Origin of the sequence: Brevundimonas bullata, assembly GCF_003350205.1 — a bacterium.
In the GTDB taxonomy this organism is placed as follows: Bacteria; Pseudomonadota; Alphaproteobacteria; order Caulobacterales; family Caulobacteraceae; genus Brevundimonas; species Brevundimonas bullata.
Map to the genome: position 1 here is coordinate 25,383 of NZ_QLLC01000006.1, position 19,679 is coordinate 45,061.

General features: G+C 66.2%; 15 protein-coding genes and 1 riboswitch. Of the genes, 4 read left to right on the top strand and 11 right to left on the bottom strand.

Annotated elements, in window-relative coordinates:
* Positions 1-2: 2 nt before the first annotated feature.
* From DXK21_RS04110 to DXK21_RS04135, 7 genes are read right to left on the bottom strand one after another with little or no spacing between them, the layout of a single operon-like run.
* Complete coding sequence (locus tag DXK21_RS04110; protein WP_114816507.1) at positions 3-1,256, bottom strand: aminotransferase class V-fold PLP-dependent enzyme; 1,254 nt, start codon at positions 1,254-1,256, stop codon at positions 3-5.
* Positions 1,235-2,257: a Fe-S cluster assembly protein SufD gene (gene sufD / locus DXK21_RS04115; protein ID WP_114816508.1), complete on the bottom strand. Its 1,023-nt coding sequence runs from the start codon at positions 2,255-2,257 to the stop codon at positions 1,235-1,237. The genes DXK21_RS04110 and sufD overlap by 22 nt, the downstream gene beginning before the upstream one ends.
* The gene (sufC, locus tag DXK21_RS04120) at positions 2,254-3,003 is read right to left on the bottom strand and encodes a Fe-S cluster assembly ATPase SufC (RefSeq protein WP_114816601.1); all 750 of its coding nucleotides are present in this window, start codon (positions 3,001-3,003) and stop codon (positions 2,254-2,256) included. Before sufC ends, sufD begins: the two co-directional genes overlap by 4 nt.
* Positions 3,004-3,008: 5 nt before the next feature.
* The gene (locus DXK21_RS16455; protein ID WP_162790573.1) at positions 3,009-3,455 is read right to left on the bottom strand and encodes a hypothetical protein; all 447 of its coding nucleotides are present in this window, start codon (positions 3,453-3,455) and stop codon (positions 3,009-3,011) included.
* 26 nt (positions 3,456-3,481) lie between these two features.
* Entirely contained in the window at positions 3,482-4,948 is a 1,467-nt protein-coding gene (gene sufB, locus DXK21_RS04125; protein WP_114816509.1) for a Fe-S cluster assembly protein SufB, read from the bottom strand.
* A gap of 3 nt (positions 4,949-4,951) precedes the next feature.
* On the bottom strand, positions 4,952-6,088 hold the full coding sequence (locus DXK21_RS04130; RefSeq protein ID WP_114816510.1) for a cysteine desulfurase family protein: 1,137 nt from the start codon (positions 6,086-6,088) through the stop codon (positions 4,952-4,954).
* Complete coding sequence (locus tag DXK21_RS04135) at positions 6,085-6,555, bottom strand: Rrf2 family transcriptional regulator (protein ID WP_114816511.1); 471 nt, start codon at positions 6,553-6,555, stop codon at positions 6,085-6,087. Before DXK21_RS04135 ends, DXK21_RS04130 begins: the two co-directional genes overlap by 4 nt.
* Before the next feature lie 161 nt (positions 6,556-6,716).
* Here DXK21_RS04135 and DXK21_RS04140 point away from each other — a divergent pair, with 161 nt between their 5' ends.
* A complete protein-coding gene (locus DXK21_RS04140) occupies positions 6,717-7,367 on the top strand; it encodes an alpha/beta hydrolase (RefSeq protein ID WP_114816512.1) in 651 nt (216 codons plus the stop codon).
* A gap of 7 nt (positions 7,368-7,374) precedes the next feature.
* Here the strand turns inward: DXK21_RS04140 and DXK21_RS04145 are convergent, their stop codons facing one another.
* Positions 7,375-8,352 carry a TerC family protein gene (locus tag DXK21_RS04145; protein WP_114816513.1) on the bottom strand — a complete coding sequence of 326 codons (978 nt, stop codon included), beginning with the start codon at positions 8,350-8,352 and terminating at the stop codon, positions 7,375-7,377.
* 405 nt (positions 8,353-8,757) lie between these two features.
* Here DXK21_RS04145 and DXK21_RS04150 point away from each other — a divergent pair, with 405 nt between their 5' ends.
* From DXK21_RS04150 to DXK21_RS04160, 3 genes are read left to right on the top strand one after another with little or no spacing between them, the layout of a single operon-like run.
* Positions 8,758-10,158 (top strand): TolC family protein, encoded by a 1,401-nt coding sequence (locus DXK21_RS04150; protein WP_245945095.1) that lies wholly within the window; start codon positions 8,758-8,760, stop codon positions 10,156-10,158.
* Positions 10,155-11,210, top strand: a complete 1,056-nt coding sequence (locus DXK21_RS04155) for an HlyD family secretion protein (RefSeq protein ID WP_114816514.1) — start codon at positions 10,155-10,157, stop codon at positions 11,208-11,210. Before DXK21_RS04150 ends, DXK21_RS04155 begins: the two co-directional genes overlap by 4 nt.
* Positions 11,207-13,552, top strand: a complete 2,346-nt coding sequence (locus DXK21_RS04160) for an ABC transporter permease (RefSeq protein ID WP_114816515.1) — start codon at positions 11,207-11,209, stop codon at positions 13,550-13,552. The genes DXK21_RS04155 and DXK21_RS04160 overlap by 4 nt, the downstream gene beginning before the upstream one ends.
* Here the strand turns inward: DXK21_RS04160 and DXK21_RS04165 are convergent.
* The 3 genes from DXK21_RS04165 to DXK21_RS04175 all read right to left on the bottom strand — a co-directional run bounded on the left by DXK21_RS04165 (position 13,477) and on the right by DXK21_RS04175 (position 19,272).
* On the bottom strand, positions 13,477-14,454 hold the full coding sequence (locus DXK21_RS04165) for an amidohydrolase family protein (RefSeq protein WP_114816516.1): 978 nt from the start codon (positions 14,452-14,454) through the stop codon (positions 13,477-13,479). The two genes, DXK21_RS04160 and DXK21_RS04165, sit on opposite strands and share 76 nt — an antisense overlap.
* A gap of 61 nt (positions 14,455-14,515) precedes the next feature.
* Complete coding sequence (locus DXK21_RS04170) at positions 14,516-16,456, bottom strand: S9 family peptidase (protein ID WP_114816517.1); 1,941 nt, start codon at positions 16,454-16,456, stop codon at positions 14,516-14,518.
* A 107-nt stretch (positions 16,457-16,563) separates the two neighbouring features.
* On the bottom strand, positions 16,564-19,272 hold the full coding sequence (locus tag DXK21_RS04175) for a TonB-dependent receptor domain-containing protein (protein WP_245945096.1): 2,709 nt from the start codon (positions 19,270-19,272) through the stop codon (positions 16,564-16,566).
* 179 nt (positions 19,273-19,451) lie between these two features.
* A riboswitch (glycine riboswitch) is annotated at positions 19,452-19,540 on the bottom strand.
* Between the last annotated feature and the right edge of the window lie 139 nt (positions 19,541-19,679).

A 19,679-nucleotide genomic window follows, 5' to 3' on the forward strand; every position in this document is an offset into this window, starting at 1 on the left:
CATCACACGAAGAAGTTCCGCGCCTTGATCAGCGCATCCACGAAGGCGTCTGTATCCTCCACGGTGTTATATAGGGCGAAGGAGGCGCGCGTGCTCGAGGTCACGCCCAGTCTTTTCGCCAGGGGTTCGGCGCAGTGCAGACCGGCCCGCACGGCCACGCCGTAACGGTCCATGATCTGGGCCACGTCATGGGCGTGGGCGCCCTCGACGGCGAAGGTCAGCAGCGCCCCCTTGCCCTCGGCCTCGCCCAGGACCCGCAGCCAGCCGGCGTCGGCCAGCCGCGCCCGCGCGTGGTCATAGAGCGCCATCTCGTGCGCGGCGACGGCTTGCTGGTTAAAGCCCGACAGCCATTCCAGCGCCGCGCCCAGACCAATAGCCTCCAGGATCGGCGGCGTGCCGGCTTCGAACCGATGCGGCGGCGGCGCGTAGGTCACGCGCTCCTTCTCGACCGTCTCGATCATCTCGCCCCCGCCCTGATAGGGCGGCAGGCTCTCCAGAGCCTCGGTCGTGCCGTACAGGACGCCGATCCCGGTCGGCCCGAACAGCTTGTGGCCGGTGACGACGTACCAGTCGCAGCCGACCGCCTGAACGTCTGGCGTCGCGTGAACCGCGCCCTGGCAGCCGTCGACCAGCACCCGCGCCCCGGCCGCATGGGCCAGACGGGTGATCTCGGCGATCGGGTTGATGGTGCCCAGCACATTCGACATGTGGGTGACGGCGACGATCTTGGTCCTAGGCCCCAGCAGTTCGGCGAAGGCTTCCATGTCCAGCGAGCCGTCGTCCTTGATCGGCGCCCATTTCAGCACCGCGCCCTTGCGCTCGCGCAGCAGGTGCCAGGGAACGATGTTGGAGTGGTGCTCCATCTCAGTGACGATGATCTCGTCGCCCGGCTCGATGCTCAGGCCGATGCCGTTGGCGACCAGATTGATCGCCTCGGTCCCGCCCTTGGTCCAGACGATGTTCTCGCCCGATGGCGCGTTCAGGAAGCGGGCGACGATCTCGCGCGCCGCCTCGAACGCCTCGGTCGCCTCGTTCGACAGGGTGTGCAGACCCCGGTGGACGTTGGCGTAGCTGCCCTCCATCGACGCGACCATGGCGTCGATCACCGCACGCGGTTTCTGCGCCGAGGCGGCGTTGTCCAGATAGACCAGCGGCTTGCCGTTCACCTGTCGCGACAGGATCGGGAACTGCGCCCGCGTGGCGTAGGGATCAAAGGGTCTCACAGACACGCCTTTCAGAGTCTGGCCGTCAGCCATGCGCGCACAACCTCCTTCGCCGCCTCATCCTCGATGCGGTCGATGACCTCGAACAGGAAGGCCTGGACCAGCAGGGCGCGGGCCTCATCGGCCGGAATGCCGCGCTGCTGGATGTAGAAGAGCGCGCTCTCGTCCAGCGTCCCGACCGTATTGCCGTGGGCGCACTGCACGTCGTCGGCATAGATGATCAGCTCGGGCTTAGCGTCGATCTCGCCGCGCTCGGACGTGATCAGGGCGTTGTGGGCCATGCGGGCGTCGGTGCCGTCAGCCCCCCGCTCGACGATGATCTTGCCCTGAAACACGCCGCGCGCCGTGTCGTGAACGACGCCCTTGGTCAGTTGGCTGGTCGTGCCGTCGGCGGCGCGGTGATCGACCACGGTCGTCAGGTCCGCATGGCGCGACCCCTTCAACAGATAGAGACCGTCCAGACGGGCGTCTGCGCCCTCGGCTCCGTGGCTCAGCTGCGTCTCGATGCGTTGCAGCTTGGCGCCGGTCGTGACCACGGTCTGACGATAGCGCCCGCCGGCCTCCAGCCGCACCTCGGCGTTGACCACCGAGATAGCGTCCTCGGGCTCATCGATCAGGACGATACGCGTGACCTCGGCGTCGCGGGCCACGTCGATCTCGACCTTGTTGTGAGCGACATAGGCCGAGCCCTTGCCCTCGTGCGTTTCCAGCAGCAGCAGGCGCGAGCCTGGGCGAGCGACGATGCGGGCCGCCGCCGTGTGGCCGGTTCCGATCGCATCCGACAAGAAACGCAGGCGCAGGGTCTGGACGCCTGATGCGATGAAGTCCGTGACGCCGACCGGACGCCCGTTGGCGAAGACGATCGCCTCTCCGCCCAGGTCGTAAAATGGCCCCGGCGCCCCGACCAGCGCCGTGCCGGAGGGCTCAGGCGCTTCACGAAGCCAGCGCTTCAGGTCGCTGTATTTCCACGCCTCCGTGCGCCGCGACGGAAAGGTCTCGGCGTTGGTAAGGTCGATTTGCGGCGCCGCGCTCATGCCGCGGTCGGCAGGAACTTGTCGTACCCTTCCGCCTCCAGCTCCAGCGCCAGTTCAGGCCCGCCCGAGGCGACGATGCGACCGGCGGCCAGCACATGCACCTTGTCCGGTTTGATGTAGTCCAGCAGGCGCTGATAGTGGGTGATGACCAGCATGGAGCGGTCGGCGCGGCGCAGGGCGTTCACGCCCTCCGACACGATGCGCAGGGCGTCGATGTCGAGGCCGGAGTCCGTCTCGTCCAGGATCAGCAGCGACGGCTCCAGCAGGGCCATCTGCAGGATTTCCATCCGCTTCTTCTCACCGCCCGAGAAGCCGACGTTCAGCGGCCGCTTCAGCATGTCGAAGTCCATCTTCAGCGCCTGCGACGCCGCCTTGACCTGCTTCAGGAAGGCGGGGGCCGAGATCTCCTCCTCGCCGCGCGCGCGCTTCTGGGCGTTCAGCGCCGTGCGGATGAAGGTCATGGCCGGCACGCCGGGGATCTCCATCGGATACTGGAAGGACAGGAAGACGCCCTTGGCCGCGCGCTCGGCGGGGTCCAGGTCCAGCAGGTCCTGACCGTTCCACGACGCCGAACCGGCCGTGACCTCATAGCCGGGACGGCCCGACAGGCTGTAGCCCAGCGTCGACTTGCCGGCCCCATTCGGTCCCATGACGGCATGGACTTCGCCCGCCGGCACTTCGAGCGTCAGGCCCTTGAGGATCGGCTTGTCCGCGACCGAGACATGGAGGTTGTTAATGGAGAGCATATTCATCAATCAACGATTGCAAATGGGTCCCGTTCAAACGTAGCCGTTTGCCCGGAAGCGCTTGTTAGCGTGAGGATAGAGCCATCAAGCCCGGTTAACTTGCCGCCATCCGCGACCATCGTCCGAAGCTGGGCCAGGTATTCTATGTCCTTGGACGAACACGTCCGATTGGAAGGCGATGGATCGCGCAACTGCTTGATCACGCCGTCAGCCTGAACGGCCCCAAAGCCGCAACCCGACTGAACTTCGACGCCACCTTTAGTCACCCAAATATTGATCCGACCCGCCAATCGCGCATCACGGGTCTCAGAGGATGACAGCTCTGGTCGAACCGGGGTGCCGCTGATCGTAAGTAAAGTCCCCATGAAGAGATCACGATCGACATGCTCGGACTGTGAACCTTCAGGAGCAGAAGCGGCCTCAGAGCAGGCCGACAAGATACCGATCGCCAAGATTGAAACGAACTGACGAAGCGCCCTCACCCCACGCTCCCCTCAAGGCTGATCGCCACCAGCTTCTGCGCCTCTACGGCGAATTCCATCGGCAGCTTCTGCATCACGTCGCGGACGAAGCCATTGACCAGCAGGGCCACGGCCTCTTCCTCCGACAAGCCGCGCTGCTGGGCGTAGAAGAGCTGGTCTTCCGACAGGCGGGTCGTCGTCGCCTCGTGCTCCAGCTGGGCCGAGCCGTTGCGGGCCTCGATATAGGGGATGGTGTGCGAGCCGCACTCCTTGCCGATCAGCAGGCTGTCGCACTGGGTGAAGTTGCGCACGCCCGTCGCCTTGGGGTGCACCGAGACCAGGCCGCGATAGGTCGAGTCCGACTTGCCCGCCGACACCGCCTTGGCGATGATCCGCGACTTCGAGTTCTTGCCCAGGTGGATCATCTTGGTGCCGGTGTCGGCCTGCTGATGCCCATTGGTGATGGCGATGGAGTAGAACTCGCCCGAGCTTTCCTCGCCCTTCAGGATGCAGGACGGGTATTTCCAGGTGACGGCCGAGCCGGTCTCGACCTGGGTCCAGCTGACCTTCGAGCGGTCGCCGCGGCAGTCCGCGCGCTTGGTCACGAAGTTGTAGATGCCGCCCTTGCCCTCGGCGTCGCCGGGGTACCAGTTCTGAACCGTCGAGTATTTCACCTCGGCGTCGTCCAGAGCCACGATCTCCACGACCGCCGCGTGCAGCTGGTTCTCGTCGCGCATCGGCGCGGTGCAGCCTTCCAGATAGGAAACATAGCTGCCCTTGTCGGCGATGATCAGGGTGCGCTCGAACTGGCCGGTCTGGCTGGCGTTGATGCGGAAGTAGGTTGACAACTCCATCGGGCAGCGCACGCCCGGCGGGATATAGACGAAGGACCCGTCGGAAAAGACCGCGCTGTTCAGGGCCGCGAAATAGTTGTCCGACACGGGCACCACCGATCCCAGATACTGACGCACCAGATCAGGATATTCGCGCAAGGCCTCGGAAATCGGCATGAAAATCACGCCGACCTTGGCCAGTTCGGCCTTGAAGGTCGTGACCACGCTGACGCTGTCGAATACGGCGTCCACGGCATAGCGCGGCGCGCCCTCGACCCCGGCCAGCACCGCCTGTTCGCCCAACGGGATGCCCAGCTTGGCATAGACGGCCAGCAGTTCGGGATCGACCTCGTCGAGCGACTTGGGCCCCTCCTTCTGCTTGGGCGCCGCGTAGTAGAACAGGTCCTGATAATCGACCGGCTCATACTTCACCGAGGCCCAGGTCGGCTCTTCCATGGCCAGCCAGCGCTCATAGGCGGCCAGACGCCATTCCAGCATCCATTCCGGCTCGCCCTTCTTCTCGGAGATGAAGCGGATGATGTCGGCGTTCAGGCCGCGCGGCGCATATTCCGTTTCGATGTCCGAGGTGAAGCCGTGCTCATACTTCTCGAGCGCGGCGACAGCATCGACAGTTTCCTTAACAGCAGCCATGACTTACGCGACTTCCTTCACGCGCTCAGACAGGCGCGCTTGATGCTTGTTCCAGGCTGTAATCCAAGCCTCGGCGAACCGATCCCAGTCGCCCTGCGTCGTGCCCCAGCCCCCGGAAACGCGCACGCCCCCGGTCGCCAGGTGATCCAGGCCCATGGCGCTGATCGTCTTGGACGGCTTCACCTTGCCCGACGAACAGGCCGAGCCGGCCGAGACCATGACCCCGACCAGATCCAGGGTGATCAACTGCTGCGGGCTGTCCCAGCCCTCGACGGCCATGAACAGGGTGTTGGGCAGACGCGGCGCCGCGCCGCCGATGATGGTCGCGCCCGCCGCCTTGACCTTGGCCTCAGCCGCATCACGCCAGGCGGCGTGCGCCATGGCCGCGTCCAGATCGCGTGCGGCGCAATCCGCCGCTGCTCCGAATCCGGTGATGCCCGGCACGTTCTCGGTCCCGGCGCGCAGGCCGCGCTCCTGACCCGCGCCATGCAGGATGCGCACGGCGGCGACGCCTTCCTTGAGCACCAGAGCGCCCACGCCCTGCGGTCCGCCCAGCTTGTGCGCCGACAGGGTCAAGCTGTCCGCATCCAGCGCCCGCATGTCGACCGGCACCTTGCCCGCCGACTGGATGGCGTCGACGTGCAGCCAGCCGCCCGCCGCGCGCACCAGAGCCGCCGCCTCGGCGATAGGCTGGATCACGCCGCTTTCGTTGTTGGCATGGTGGATGGCGACCACGGCCCGGCCCGGCCGCGCCAGCGCCTGGGCCAGCCAGACCAGATCGACCACGCCGTCTTCATCGACGGGCAGAACCTCGACCGGCGCGCCGCTGACGGCGGCGGCTTCGGCCACGCACGGATGCTCTGTCGCGCCGACGATCAGTCGCTCGCAACCCGCCGCAAGCGCGCTGACGATGGCCTGGGCGTTGGCCTCCGTCCCGCCAGAAGAGAAGACCACGGCGGTCGGGTCCGCCCCGACCAGTTCGGCCACCTGGGCTCGCGCTGTCTCGACCCGAGCCCGCGCCCGACGCCCGGCGGCGTGGACCGCCGACGGATTGCCGTTGTCGGCCAGGGCCTTGGCCATGATTTCCTGCACTTCGGGCCGCACCAGACCCGAGGCGTTGTAGTCGAGGTAGATGCTCACGCCGCCGCCTCCATGCCGACCGCCGCGGGGGCCGCGCCCATGCGCGCCTGACCCGTGCGGTTCTGGATCACGTCATCCAGACTGACGCTGGCGAGATAGCGGTGAATCTCCTGCCCCAGGTCTTCCCACAGGTGGTGGGTGATGCAGCGTTCGCCCTTGATCATGCAGCCCTTGGGCGACCCGGCGCCGACGCAGCGGGTGGCGCGGATCGGCTCATCGACCGCCAGAACGATCTCGGCCACCGCCGTCTCATGCGCCTCGCGCGCCAGGCGATAGCCGCCGCCGGGACCGCGTACGCTCTTGACCAGACCGCTTTTGCGCAGCCGCGCAAACAGCTGCTCCAGATAGCTGAGCGAGATTTCCTGACGCGTCGCGATCTCGGCCAAAGACACCGCCCGGTCCGCGCCATTGCGCGCCAGATCGGCCATCGCCATCACGGCGTATCGTCCCTTTGTCGACAGGCGCATAGAAAGCCCTCAAAAATTTCACGCTTTTCGGGGCTCTTGTGTTAGAACCCGCGCCCTCGCAGACAAGTGCGCAACGCTGGCTCGACTTAGAAAGTCCTACTGCGTTGGTCAAGTATTGTCCGCCCGCGAAACGACAGTTGAAGACAGGATTCCGCTGATCCATGCCTGAAGTCATTCTTCCCGGCGCCTCGGGCCGCATCGAAGGCCGCTATTCGCCCGGCAAGCGTCCGAACGCGCCGATCGCCCTGATCCTGCATCCGCACCCCAAGGCGGGCGGGCATATGAACAACCCGGTGGCTGTGACCCTGCACCAGCTGTTCGTCCAGCGTGGCTTCGCCACCCTGCGCTACAACTCGCGCGGCGTCGGCAAGTCGCAGGGCGAGTTCGACAGCGGCATCGGCGAACTGGCCGACGCGGCCACCGCTCTCGACTGGCTGCAGGCGAACAACCCCGCCGCCACCCAGACCTGGGTCGCCGGCTATCAGTTCGGCGCCTATATCGGCATGCAACTGCTGATGCGCCGCCCGGAGACGGACGGCTTCATCTCGGTGTCGCCGCCGTCGAACATGTACGACTTCAGCTTCCTGGCCCCCTGCCCGGCCTCCGGCCTCTTTCTGCACGGCACCAACGACACCGTCGTGCCGCCGGTCGAGGTCGAGCGCGTGGTCAACAAGCTGCGCACCCAGAAGGGCATCGTCATCGACTACGAACTGGAAGAGGGCGCGAGCCACTTCTGGCAGGACCACATCGGCGCGGTCGAGCGTCGCGTCGGCGCCTATCTGGACAAGCGTCTGGAAGAAAACCCGGCCTGATAAGGCCCTATGTGTCGATCCGGGTTTCGGCCCGGGTCTTCCACAGCGACCACACGACGCCTCCGATCAGGATGGCGGCCGTCACGCCGAGCGAAATCGCCGGCGGAAACTTCTCCAGCCCCATCAGCGGCGCGGCGATGACCTTCCCTCCGATAAAGACCAGCAGGATGGCTAGCGCCTGCTTCAGATAGGCGAAGCGGTGGATCACCGCCGCCAGCGCGAAATACAGCGCCCTCAGGCCCAGAATGGCGAAGATATTGGACGTGTAGACGATGTAGGGGTCGGTCGTGATGGCGAAGATCGCCGGCACCGAATCCACGGCGAAGATCACGTCGGCGAACTCGATCGTCACCAGGGCCAGGAACAGAGGCGTGGCGTGCCAGATCATTCGCCCCGCCGCATTGGGCTCTCGCACGAAAAACTTCGAGCCGTGCAGTGCCTCCGTCACGGGCATATGCTGCCTCAGCCATTTGACGAGACCCTGCCCCGTCGCCGCCTCCTCCGTGGGGCTGGTTGCGATCATTCGGCCTCCGGTGAAGATCAGGAAGGCAGCGAAGACATACAGCGCCCACTCATATCGGCTGACCAGGGCCGCCCCGGCCGCGATCATCACCGCCCTCAGGATGATGACCCCCAGAACGCCCCAGAACAGCACCCGGTGCTGATGCAGGCGTGGAATTCCGAAAGCGGTGAAAATCAGTGCGATGACGAAGACATTGTCCATCGCCAGGCTCTTTTCGATGGCGAAGCCGGTCAGGTAGTCCAGCCCGCTGTCCGCCCCCAACCGCGCCCAGACCCAGGCTCCGAACAACAGGGCGACGCCGATATAGAAGGCTGACAGCAGCAGGCTTTCCCTCACCCCGATCTCGTGCGCCTTGCGGTGCAGGACGCCCAGGTCGAAGGCCAGCAAGGCGATCACGACCAACAGAAAGCTCGCCCACATCCACGCAGGCTTGCCCATCCACTCGACCGCCAGCAACTCCATCAGCGCCTTTCGCCAGCCTGCATCGCCGCTCTCCCAATGGTTGGCGTGCGAGGTTCAGGGATCACGTCAAAGACTCGCATCGGAACGCTGGATGTGTCCCTCATCCCGACTTCAACATCTGGTCCAAAATGGGGTTCCGCAAAGTCGCCATGATCCTGCCGTGATTTCGCCAAGGCGTCCCGTACGACCCGCGATGCAACCCGAAGCGCTTTAACGCGATTTAAGGTCAAGCTCGCCTAGACGCGGGCGCGGCGCGTTGCGAAACCGCACGACTTGAGGGGGACGCCTTCGTTGAAGAGATCGGAAGCGAGAGCGCGAGGTCTCTGGCGCCGGAGCGCGGGGCTGCTCGTCCTGACCGCTGCTGCGTCTGGCGTTTTGACGTCAGCAGCGCAGGCTCAGGATACAGTGCCCTACAGTTTCGAAGCCGCCATGGCCCGGCTGGACGCAACCTCCAGCATCCGCAGGGCCTCCAGCGCCGACGTGACGGCGGCCGAAGAACAGGCGGCGGCGACGCGCACGCTCAACCGTCCGACCATCGCCGTCGACGCCCAGCTGCTGCGCTATCAGAAGACCTTCGACATCTCCCTGACCGACGCCTTGGGCCAGGTCGAGGGCGTGGCCAACCAGTTGCTGCCCGGCATCATCGGCGACCTGCCGGGCGTGCCGGGCGACATTCTCCAGGCCATCAATGACCGGCTGGAAACCGCCCTGCCCGAGTTCTTCGCCAGCCTGCCCGGCAGCGTGCGGCTGAAGACCGCCGACACCAGTTTCCGCCCCGTCGCCACCGCCGTCATGCCGATCTACACCGGCGGGGCCATCCCGGCCCTTCGCGACGCGGCGGGGGCCAATGTCGACATGGCCCGCGCCCGTCAGGCCGAGGCCGGCAATCTTCAAAGTGTCAATCTGGTCCGGGTCTATTTCGGCCAGACCCTGACGCGCGAGGCTCTGACCATCGCCCGCGACACGCGCGACGGCTTCGACCTGCACCTGCGCAACGCCCAGGCCATGGAGCGCGAGGGCTTCCTCAGCGCCGCGCAACGTCTGCAGGTTCAGGTCGCCCGCGACGCCGCCCAGCGTCAGTTGGATCGCGCCGAGCTGGAGCATGACACGGCGGTCCAGAGCCTGGCCCGGATGCTGGATGTGACGGCCCCCGTCGCCCCGACCAGTCCCCTGTTCGTCAACTCGACGCCGCCCGGCCCTGTCGACGGCTTCATTGAGGACGGGGTCGCCGACCATCCGCGTGTCGCCTTGGCCGGCGCGGGTCGCGAACTGGCCGACGCCGGCGTGGACCTGGCGCGGTCGAGACTGCGTCCGTCGGTCTATGCCTTCGGGGCCTACAACCTGAACCGCGAGGACGCTCTCCCGACCGAGCCGGACTGGGCCGTCGGCGTCGGCGCCCGCTATACCCTGATGTCCTCGTTGGACCGGGGCCGCATGGTCAGCGCGGCTCGCGCCCGGTCCCAAGCCGCCGAGCAGCTTCAGCGTCAGGCCCGCGACGAGGTCCGCATCCTGATCATCCGCACCTATAATCTGGTCGAGCTGTCGCGCCGTCAGTTCCTGTCGCTGGACTCCAGCCTGGAGGCCGCGACCGAGAACCTGCGGGTTCAAGACCTGTCCTTCCGCGAGGGCGAAGCGCCCGCCTCCGCCGTCATCGACGCGCGCAACCTGCTGGGCACGGCCCGCTTGCAACGCGCGGCGGCGGCCTATGAGTATGAACTGGCTCTGGCCGCCCTGCTGGCCGCCAGCGACCGCAGCGACGAATTCATCAGCTACCTGCAACGCGCCGACCGGGTGATCGCCCCATGACCGAGACCACCCCCGCCGGTGATAATGCCGCTGATCCGGTCCCGCCGCCGCCCCGTCGGCGCAGCCGTCCGCCGTTAAAGTCCCTGCTGATCGGCGTCGCGGCGCTGGCCGTGCTGATCTTCGTCGTCGTCGGCCTGTTCCTGGCCGCCCGCCCGGCCCCGCCGCAGGTGCAGGGCATGGTCGAGGCCGAGACATTCACCGTCGCCACCAAGGCCCCCGCCCGTGTCGAGAAGATGCTGGCCTCAGCGGGCGACCGCGTCGCCAAGGGCCAGGTTCTCGCCATTCTCTCCAGCCCCGAGATCACCGCCGGCGATCAACAGGCCGCCGCCGCCCTGCAAGGCGCTCAGGCCATTCAGGAGCTCAGCCGCGTCGGCGCGCGGCCCGAAGACATCCGCTCTCTGGAATCCATCTGGCGCAGCGCCCAGGCCGCCGCCCAACTGGCGGCGCAGACCGCTCGCCGGGCCGAGAACCTGTTCGCCGAGGGCGTCATCTCGGCCCAGCGCCGCGACGAGGCCGTCGCCGCGCGCGCCGCCACCGCCGCCCAGTCCGAGGCCGCCCGACAGCAGTATCTGAAGGCCGTGGCCGGGACCCGCAGCGAGGAAAAGGCCATCGCCGACGCCCAGGTCGCCGCCGCCCGCGCCGGGGTGGGCGAAATGGCGGCGCTGCAAGCCGAAACCCGCCTGATCGCCCCTGCGGCGGGCGAGATCGCCGAACGCTTTTCCAATCCCGGCGAACTGGTGCTGATCGGGGTGCCGGTCTTCACCGTGGTGGATCTGGATCACGCCTGGGTCGCCTTCAACCTGCGGGAGGACCAGTTCAACGGCCTGAAGATCGGCCACACGGTGCGCGGCGACATTCCCGCGCTGAACCGCAAGGCCGTGGCCTTCCGCATCAGCTTCATCAGCCCCCAGGGCGACTTCGCCACTTGGCGCGCCACGCGCCAGTCGCGCGGCTATGACGTCCGCAGCTTCGAGATCCATGCCAAGCCCGTGGCTCCGGTCGAGGGCCTGCGTCCCGGCATGAGCGTCCTGTTCGACTGGCCCGCCCAGTGACGACGCCGACCTGCGGCGTCTTCGGTCGCGCCCTGCGCGCCGAGATCGCGCATCTGGCCCGCAGCCGCTGGGACCTGATCCTGCTAATCGTCATACCGGTCGTGCTGATGGTCGTGGTCGGGGCCATGCTGTTTCAGGGCGTGGTGCGTGACGTCCCAGTCGCCGTCGTCGATCAGGACCATTCCGCCTTCAGCCACGCCGCCATCCGTAACATGGAGGCCAGCCCCGGCGTGCGCGTGGTGGCCCAGCCCACCGATCTGGAGGCCGCATGGCCCCTGATGCGGTCGGGCCGGATCTACAGCCTCGCCTACATCCCGCGCGACGCCGAGAAGAACGCCTTTCGCCAGCCGGATGCCGCGATCGTCTATTACAACGGCGCCTTCCAGACCGTCGGTTCGCTCGCCGCCTCGGCCCAGACCACGGCCCTGACCGACGCCGCCGCTCCCCTGATCCTGGACCGCGCCCGAGCGCTGGGCGTCCCCGCCGCACGGCTGAAGACCCCCGCCGTTCAGGTGACTATCCTGGGCAATCCGCAGCTCAGTTTCGAGCTCTTCCTCGGCGGGCTGATCATACCCGGCGTCCTGCATCTGCTGATGGCCTGCGCCGCCGTCATGGGGGTGGGGCGAGAACTGCGCGGCGGTTCACTGAAGGACTGGTCAACGCGGATGGACGGGCGGCTGACAGCGGCGCTGGCGGGCAAGCTGACCCCCTATGTCCTAGTCTTCACCCTGTGGGGCGCGGTCTGGGTCGCCTGGCTGTGCGGCTGGCGCGGTTGGGGCGTCGAAGGCAGCCTGCTGATGCTGCTGGGCGGGTTGTTCGCCCTGATGGCGGCCACGGCCGGCGTCTCGGCCCTGCTGATCGCCCTGACCGGCGACATGGATGTCGGCTTCTCGGCCACGGCGGTCTATGCGGGCTCGGCTATCGCCTTTTCCAACGGCACCCTGCCCCTACTGCACGGCCCGGCCTTCGCCCAGGTGTGGAGCGCCATCCTGCCCTTCACCCACTACTTGCGGCTGCAGAACGAGCAGATGGTGCTGGGCTCGGACGTTGCCGCCTCGCTGGGGCCGCTGATGATCCTGCTGGCTGTCGCGGTCGGGACCTTCGCCCTGTCCGTCCCCCTCGCCCATCGCCGCGCCCGACGCGCACCCAAGCCGGAAGACCTCAGCCTGCACCTCCCCGCCCGCAGTTTCGGCGGCGCCTTCGTTGGGACCTTTGCCGGCATTTTCAAGCACCGCCCCCTGTCCAGCACCATTCTCTTGGCCGTGGTCGCCTACGCCTTCTATTATCCCATGGCCTATGTCGGTCAGACGCCGGTCAAGCTGCCGGTCGCCGTCGTCGATCAGGATCATTCGGCCCTCAGTCGCCGCCTGGTGCAGGAAATGAACGCCACGCGCGCGCTGGACGCCTCGGTCGTCACCGCCTCGCCTTCCGAGGCCGAACGAATGCTGCGCAATGGCGAGGTCGACGCCGTCATGCACATCCCGGAAAAGTTCGAGTCGTCGCTGATCCACGGCGACGCCAAGGGGGTCGGCCTCTATCTGAACGGCGCCTATCTGGTTCGCGCCACGGCCATGGGCAAGGCGCTGGGCGGCGCGGCCGCCGCCGCGGCCGAAAAGGTCCTGACCCCGGCGATCGAGGCCACGCGCCTGCTGGAACGCGCGCCGACCGTCGTGCAGCGCCCGCTCTACAACACCACGGACGGCTACGGCAGCTATGCGGTCCCGGCGGTCAGCGCCATCATTCTGCAACAGACCCTGCTGCTGGGCGCCGCCCTGTTCGCCGGACTGCGTCGAGAGACGGGCGCGCAACCGCTGTCGACCCGCAGCTTCCTCGGCCTGTGGGCCGCCCTGACCCTGATCGGCAGCGTCGCCAGCCTCTTCTATTTCGGCTTCGTCTTCTGGTTTCAGGACTATCCGCGCATGGGCGACCTGCTTGGGATCATCCTCGCCGTGCCGGTCTTCGCCGCCAGCGTTTCGGCCTTAGGGCTGGCGATCGGCAGCCTGTTCGACCGACATGAGCGCGCCATGCAGATCCTGGTCGGAACCTCGGTGCCGCTCTTCTTCCTCGGCGGCGCCGCCTGGCCCCTGTTCCTGATGCCTCAGCCCCTGGCCTGGCTGGCCCGCCTGTCGCCCTCGACCTCAGCCATTCAGGCCTTCGTCAAGTTGAACGCCGCGGGCGCCAGCGTCGCCGAGGTCGCGCCGGAGTTGCTGACGCTGGCCGTCCTAGCGGTGCTGTTTGGCGTCACGGCGTGGTGGCGTCTAACCCATCAGAGGCGCGCCGACCGTATGCGCTCAGCCTCGGCCGGCGTCAGCGGCAGGCGTGCGAAGACGTCGTTCAGATAGGCGTTCAGTGGCCCCGAGAAAGGCCAGTCTGATCCGGCGACAAAGCGATCAATCCCGATGCGCCGCATCAAGGCGACCAGCCGCAGCAGGTCAGCCTCCGAGGTTTCCGCGTCGAAGACCTGGGCGAGATCGAAGGACAGGCTCCGGCTCGTTTCCGGGTGCTCTTCGAGCGCCTCGGCGAAGGCCGTCATGGCGGCCCAGGTATTGTCATCCAACCCGCCCCAGCCCCCTGAATGAGCGATCATGACCGGCACGCCCTGAGCCTGAGGCAGCACCTGATCAAGGAAGACGCCGACATCCTTGGCCCCATAGTCCTCGGCTCGGGTCCGCATATGGATCATGATGGTCATGTCCCCCGCCGCCGCCGCGCGGAAGACCCGAGCCAGCGCCGCCACATCGTCGGGATCGCGCAGATTAACGTCGGAATTGGTCAGGTGCAGCTTCACCCCTGCGGCAAAGGGATCATCCGCCCAGCGCGCGATTTCTGGGAGGGCTGTCGGCGTCAGCGGGTTGACGCTGACGAAGGCGCTCAGTCGGTCCGGATGGCGGCGCGCCAGATCGACCGTGAAATCATTGGCTGCTCGGATCAGGTCGGGCGCGTCAGGGTGCGCGGGAACCATCATCGGGCTCTCGGCCAGATAGGCGGTCGACATCAAGAAGGCCCGCCTCACCCCCGCCGCATCCATGTCGGTCAGCAGGTCATCGACGGTCAGCGGTCGGGTGAAGACCTCGGGACAGGCGCTGATCCTCCCCAGGCTGCCGCAATAGGCCGGCAGGAAGTCCAGGATCGCCGGGGAATGGACATGGACATGATGATCCGTGGCCACCGGCTCAGCCATGGCGGGGCCAGAGGCAAGCATCATCGTGGACGCCGCCAGCGCGGCGGCGAGGTTCAAACGCATCTCGAAATTCTCGGAAAGAAAAAGGGGGCCGGTCAGACCGGCCCCCGTAAACGCGTCGCGATCAGCGCGGCGTATCGGCCAGAAGCGTCTGTTTCCAGAACTGCAGACTGGTCCAGAAGTAGTAGTCCTCGTTTTCCTTCTTGTGGAAACCGTGGCCCTCGTTCTGCGCGAGAAGGTGCCAGGCCGTGCCGCCGTTGGCGCGGACGGCGGCGACGATCTGATCGGCTTCCGAGGCCGGCACGCGGGGGTCGTTGCCGCCCGTCGCCACCAGCAGGGGGATGGTGATCTTGTCGACGCTGGTCAGCGGCGAGATGGCCTGTAGCTGCGCGCGTTGAGCCGGATCACGCTCGTCGCCGTATTCCACACGACGCAGGTCGCGACGATAGGACTGGGTGTTCTCCAGGAAGGTCACGAAGTTGGAGATGGCGACATAGCAGTTCGCCCCCTTCAACCGATCACTGTAGTGGACCGCCGTGGCGTAACACATATAGCCGCCGTAGGAGACGCCGGTGACCGCGAAACGGTCGGCGTCCAGGCCGGGGTTCTTCTCCAGATTGTCGAGGAAGGCGCCGATGTCCTTCACCGAATTCTCGCGCTGGAACGGTCCGTTGTCGAGGTTGACGAACCGCGTGCCATAGCCCGACGAACCGCGCACGTTGGGGAAGAAGATCGCCACGCCCAGTTCGTTCAGCAGATAGTTCTGCGAGCCGAGGAAGTCAGGGCGCGTCTGGCCTTCCGGGCCGCCGTGGATGTCGATGATCAGCGGACGCTTGCCCGGGAACCTGGTCGCGTCCGGCTGATAGAGGAAGCCGGAGACCGTCTCGCCGTCAAAGCTCTTCACCTCGACCAGGGTCGGCTCGACGTTGATCGAGGGGTCCAGTCCGCCGGTCTCGCTGTGCGTCCACTGGGTCACGGCCAGGGTCTTGGGGTCGACCGAGAAGGCGTCGCCCGCCACACGCGCGGACGACAGGCTGAGGCCGATCGCGCCCCAGGGGGCGATGTCGATGGTCGCGCCTATGCTGTAGGGAATGACGCCGTTGGGCAGGCCGTCCACCGCACGCACCGCACCGCTCGCCACATCCAGAACACGCAGCTTGGACGCGCCGGCCTCGTTGACGGCATAGGCGATGAAGCTGCCGTCCGGGGCGATGGCGTAGTCGCTGACGTCCCAGCGGGCCTCAGTCGACACCGGGCGGAAGTCCCCGCCCTCGATGCGGCCTAGACGCAGGAAGTCGGACCCCTTGTTAGACGCCGCCCAGACGGCGCCGTTCGGCGCATACTGCGGATCGACATAGGAAACCTGGGCCTCGGGATCGGTCAGCGGCGTCATGCGGCCGCTGGCGATGTCCAGCTCATAGACCGCCGCATGGTTGATCGACATCCGGTTCAGCACCAGTGCCCTGGACCCGTCCGCCGAGAAGTCAGAGATGTTCCAGCCGCCCCCCGACACCTGGGCGACCAGGCGGTCGGTCGCGGGATCGCGCGGATCGACGACATAGAGGTCCATGTCCGCACCGTTGCGACGCGAGGAGGCGTAGCCGACACGCTTGCCGTCCCGGCTCCAGGCGCCGAACCAGTTGCGGCTCTTGCCGTCGGTCACGCGCGTCAGACGACCGTTGGCCAGCGTATAGAGTTGATAGAACTCGTCCCCGCCGTTGTCCTTCTGGACCAGCAGGACATCGCCAGAGGGCGACGGGGCGCCGGCCATGACCGGCTCGGCCTCAAAGCTGATCTGCCGACGGGCGCCGCCGGGGGCGCTGACCACGTGGATCTGGTCCGTGGCGCCGAAGCGGGTCTTGATCAGCATCGACCGATCGGCCGCGTCCCAGCCGACAAAGGCGGCGCGGCGGCTCTGAAGATAGGGCAAGGTGGCCGCCGCCAGGTCGTCGGGAACGGCAGGCAGACCATCGGCGACGACGGCGGCGGGCTTGGGGATTTCGGCGACGGCAGGCGCGGCGCACAGGGCCAGGCTCAGCGCCATCAGGGAAACGCGAGAAATCATAGGGCAACACCCTCTCACAAGAGACCCTCAATCAAGAGGAAGGGTGTCGCCGGCTCCATATCGCGAACGATGGGGGAGGAGCCGGCGACGGGAACACGGCGCCAGAACTAAAAGCGGTACCGTGCTCCAACCGTGACGTAGCGGCCGATCACATCGTAATAGGGCGAGAAGAGCGAACCCTCCGGCGGATCACGATCGAACAGATTGGTCGCATTGGCGTAGAGTTCCACGCCGTCCGCGCCGAAGCGCGACAGGTCGGCCGTCACGCCGAGATCGAAGTAGGTGTAGGCGTCGATCTCGTTGTTCACGATCTTGATGGTCGAGTTGTATTGACCATCCGAGATGTAGCGAGCGCGCAGGTTGGCGCTGAAGACCTCGCCCTTCCAGCCTGCCGAGGCGTTGAGGCGCAGCTCAGGCACGCCCAGACCGAAGGCATAGCCCTGCGAGCCCACATATTGGATCTCGGTCACGCCATCATTGGTGGTCAGGCTGTTGGTCCAAGTCCCGACCAGGCGCAGGTTGATGCGGCCCGAGGCATCGGCGAAGAAGCGACCCAGCGGCGCGGTGTAGGACACCTCGGCGTCAACACCATCGGTCTTGTACTCGGCCAGATTGAGGAAGGTGGACATGGTGCGAACCAGATCACCTGCAGCATCACGTTCAACCTTGTCGCACAGAGCCTTGTTGCCGTTGAAGCAACGCGTCACCAGGTCCTGCGGCGCGATGGTGGTGATCACGTCGTCGATCTTGATGCTGTAATAGTCGATCGACATATTCAGACCCGGCACGGACGGCGGCGAATAGGTGAAGCCCAGCGTCAAGGTGTCCGCTGTTTCCGGCGTCAGGTTCGGGTTGCCGCCCCCATTGTTCAGGACATAGACCGTGGCGTTTTTGACCGGGTCGTTGATGTTGTTGTAGCCCGTGGTGGTCTGAGTATAGAGCTCGCTCAGGTTGGCCGAACGGATGTCACGCGACTGGGTGATACGACCACGGAAGCCAGGGAAGAACTCATTGGTGGCGCCCACCTTCCACGACCAGATCGATCCGGTAGTGTCATATTCCGAAACCCGGACGGCGGCGTTGAACTGCAGGTCATTGAAGACCGGCACATCCTTGACCAGCGGCAGCAGGACTTCAGCGAACGCTTCCTTGACCGCAAACTCACCGGACATGGCCGAGAAGCTGAACGAACGGAAAGCCTTGGCGGCGTCCAGTTCACCCACGGTCTGGTCGATGGACTCCTTGCGGGCCTCGACACCGAAGGCGACAGAAACATCACCGGCCGGCAGGCTGAAGGGCTCGCCGCGCATGCTGAAGCCCACGCTGTCCAGCTTGGTCGTCGACCGCTGCATCGGCGTGCCGGTGACATAGTCAACTGCAGCCTGCGACGGGGCGCCCAGGCCGAACAGGTTGATCGGCACGCAGGTGCTGTTCGGATTGGTCAGGGCGTCACGACAGATCGCCTGGCCCGTGGCCGGATTGATCACCGAGTCCACGGCCTTGGCCCACTCATTCTTCAGAATGAAGCCTGGGGTGTCGATGTCGTTGTTGAACTCGCCGTGGCTGTAATAGGCGCCCCAGCGCCATTTGCTGCCGAGCTCGCCGTCCAGGGCCAGAGTGGCCTGGGTCGTGACCCGCTCAAAGTCGATGGTGGGGAAGTTGATGTCCGAGTTGAAACGACCCATCGTCAGGGTTGTTTCGCCCGCCGCATCCATGGCCGCGCCCACGGCGCCCGGCAGGAAGGCGTTGTCGCGCTTGACCACCAGGTTGCCACGGTCGTGATCACCGAACCAGGTATAGGTGTTCCACATCTTCGAGTGGCGCACGTCTGCGGTGAAGCGCAGGTTGTCCTGGAGGTCATAGGTGAAGCTGGCCAGGGCGGCGTAGCGTTGCTGCGGCGTCACCAGCGGGCTGATGTCGTCGTTGGACGGACCTTCGCCGCCAACGCTCGAGGTGCCGACAACCTTGCCATAGTCAAAGTCGCGCAGCGAACCGTCCGGGTTGAAGGCCTTGCCCTTGAGCACGCCCGACATGATCAGGCCGCCATAGGCTGCGTTCGAGAAGCCGACATCCGGCACATTGACGAAGTTACCCGTGCCGTCGCCGGTCGAAACTTGCGACCAACGACCGACATTGGGACGCGAGGCGCGCGGGATGACACCCTCGTTGTCCAGGTACTCGCCGCCGATCACCACGTGACCGCGACCATCCAGAATGCTGCGGCCATAGGCCCCTTCAAAGCGGACCTGCTCAGCGTCGTCATAGGAAGAAACGCCATACTCGGCGCCCAGCTTGCCGCCCTCGAACTTGCGGTCCAGGGAGACGTTGACCACACCGGCGACAGCGCCCGAACCCCAGGCTGCCGAGGCCCCGCCAGTCACCACGTCCACACCCTTGATCAGCACGGTCGGGATCGAGTTCAGGTCGTTCTCGCTCGAAACACGACGACCGTCGATCAGGACCAGGGTGCGGCTGACGCCCAGGCCGCGCAGGTCAACCGGCGCACCGCCCGCCCCCGTATTGGTGCTGGTGGTCTGGGCCGACTGGGTGGCCCGAAACTGCGGCATGTCGTTCAGCGCCGCCGCCACATTCAGGCGCGCCCCCACCGACAAGTCTTCCGCCGTCAGGCGCACGGTCGGGGTCGGGGCCGTGAAGCCGGCGCGATCGATACGCGATGCGGTGACGACGATTTCGTCGATGGTGGTGGGGCTGCCCGCGGGCTCTTCGTCCTGCGACTGGGCGATTGCGCCGCCGGCGCATGCCAGCAGGGCCATGGCGCTACAGCAGCCGGTCAGATGGAGATGAAATCTAGACAAGACAAATCCTACTCATGCGACGACGGCGCCCCTCCCCAGGGAAGCCCGGTGACTGACGCTCTGACGGCGTCGTTTGATAGCCCCCGCTGTCATCGGGCCTGAGAGTTTCGGACCGGCGGGTCCTTGCTTCTTCGGCGAGGACGCGCCCCCGGCGGGTGCGCCCTTCTCTCCAGCGTTCATCCTGCAGCACGGTCCGTTTGCCTGAGCGTTTCCGGGGCGGTTGCGCCTTCGGCGTCGATGCGAGATCGAACTCTCCCGCGCTGCATATCCAGTAAGATCGGACCGCACGTCGCTGTCAAATGGCTGATTTGCGCAAAATAATTGCACGATTTATAAAATACCGACGATTTACGACCGCTCAACCTGAGTGCGGGACGTCGATCCGCGGATCTTGACCGTCAGCGACC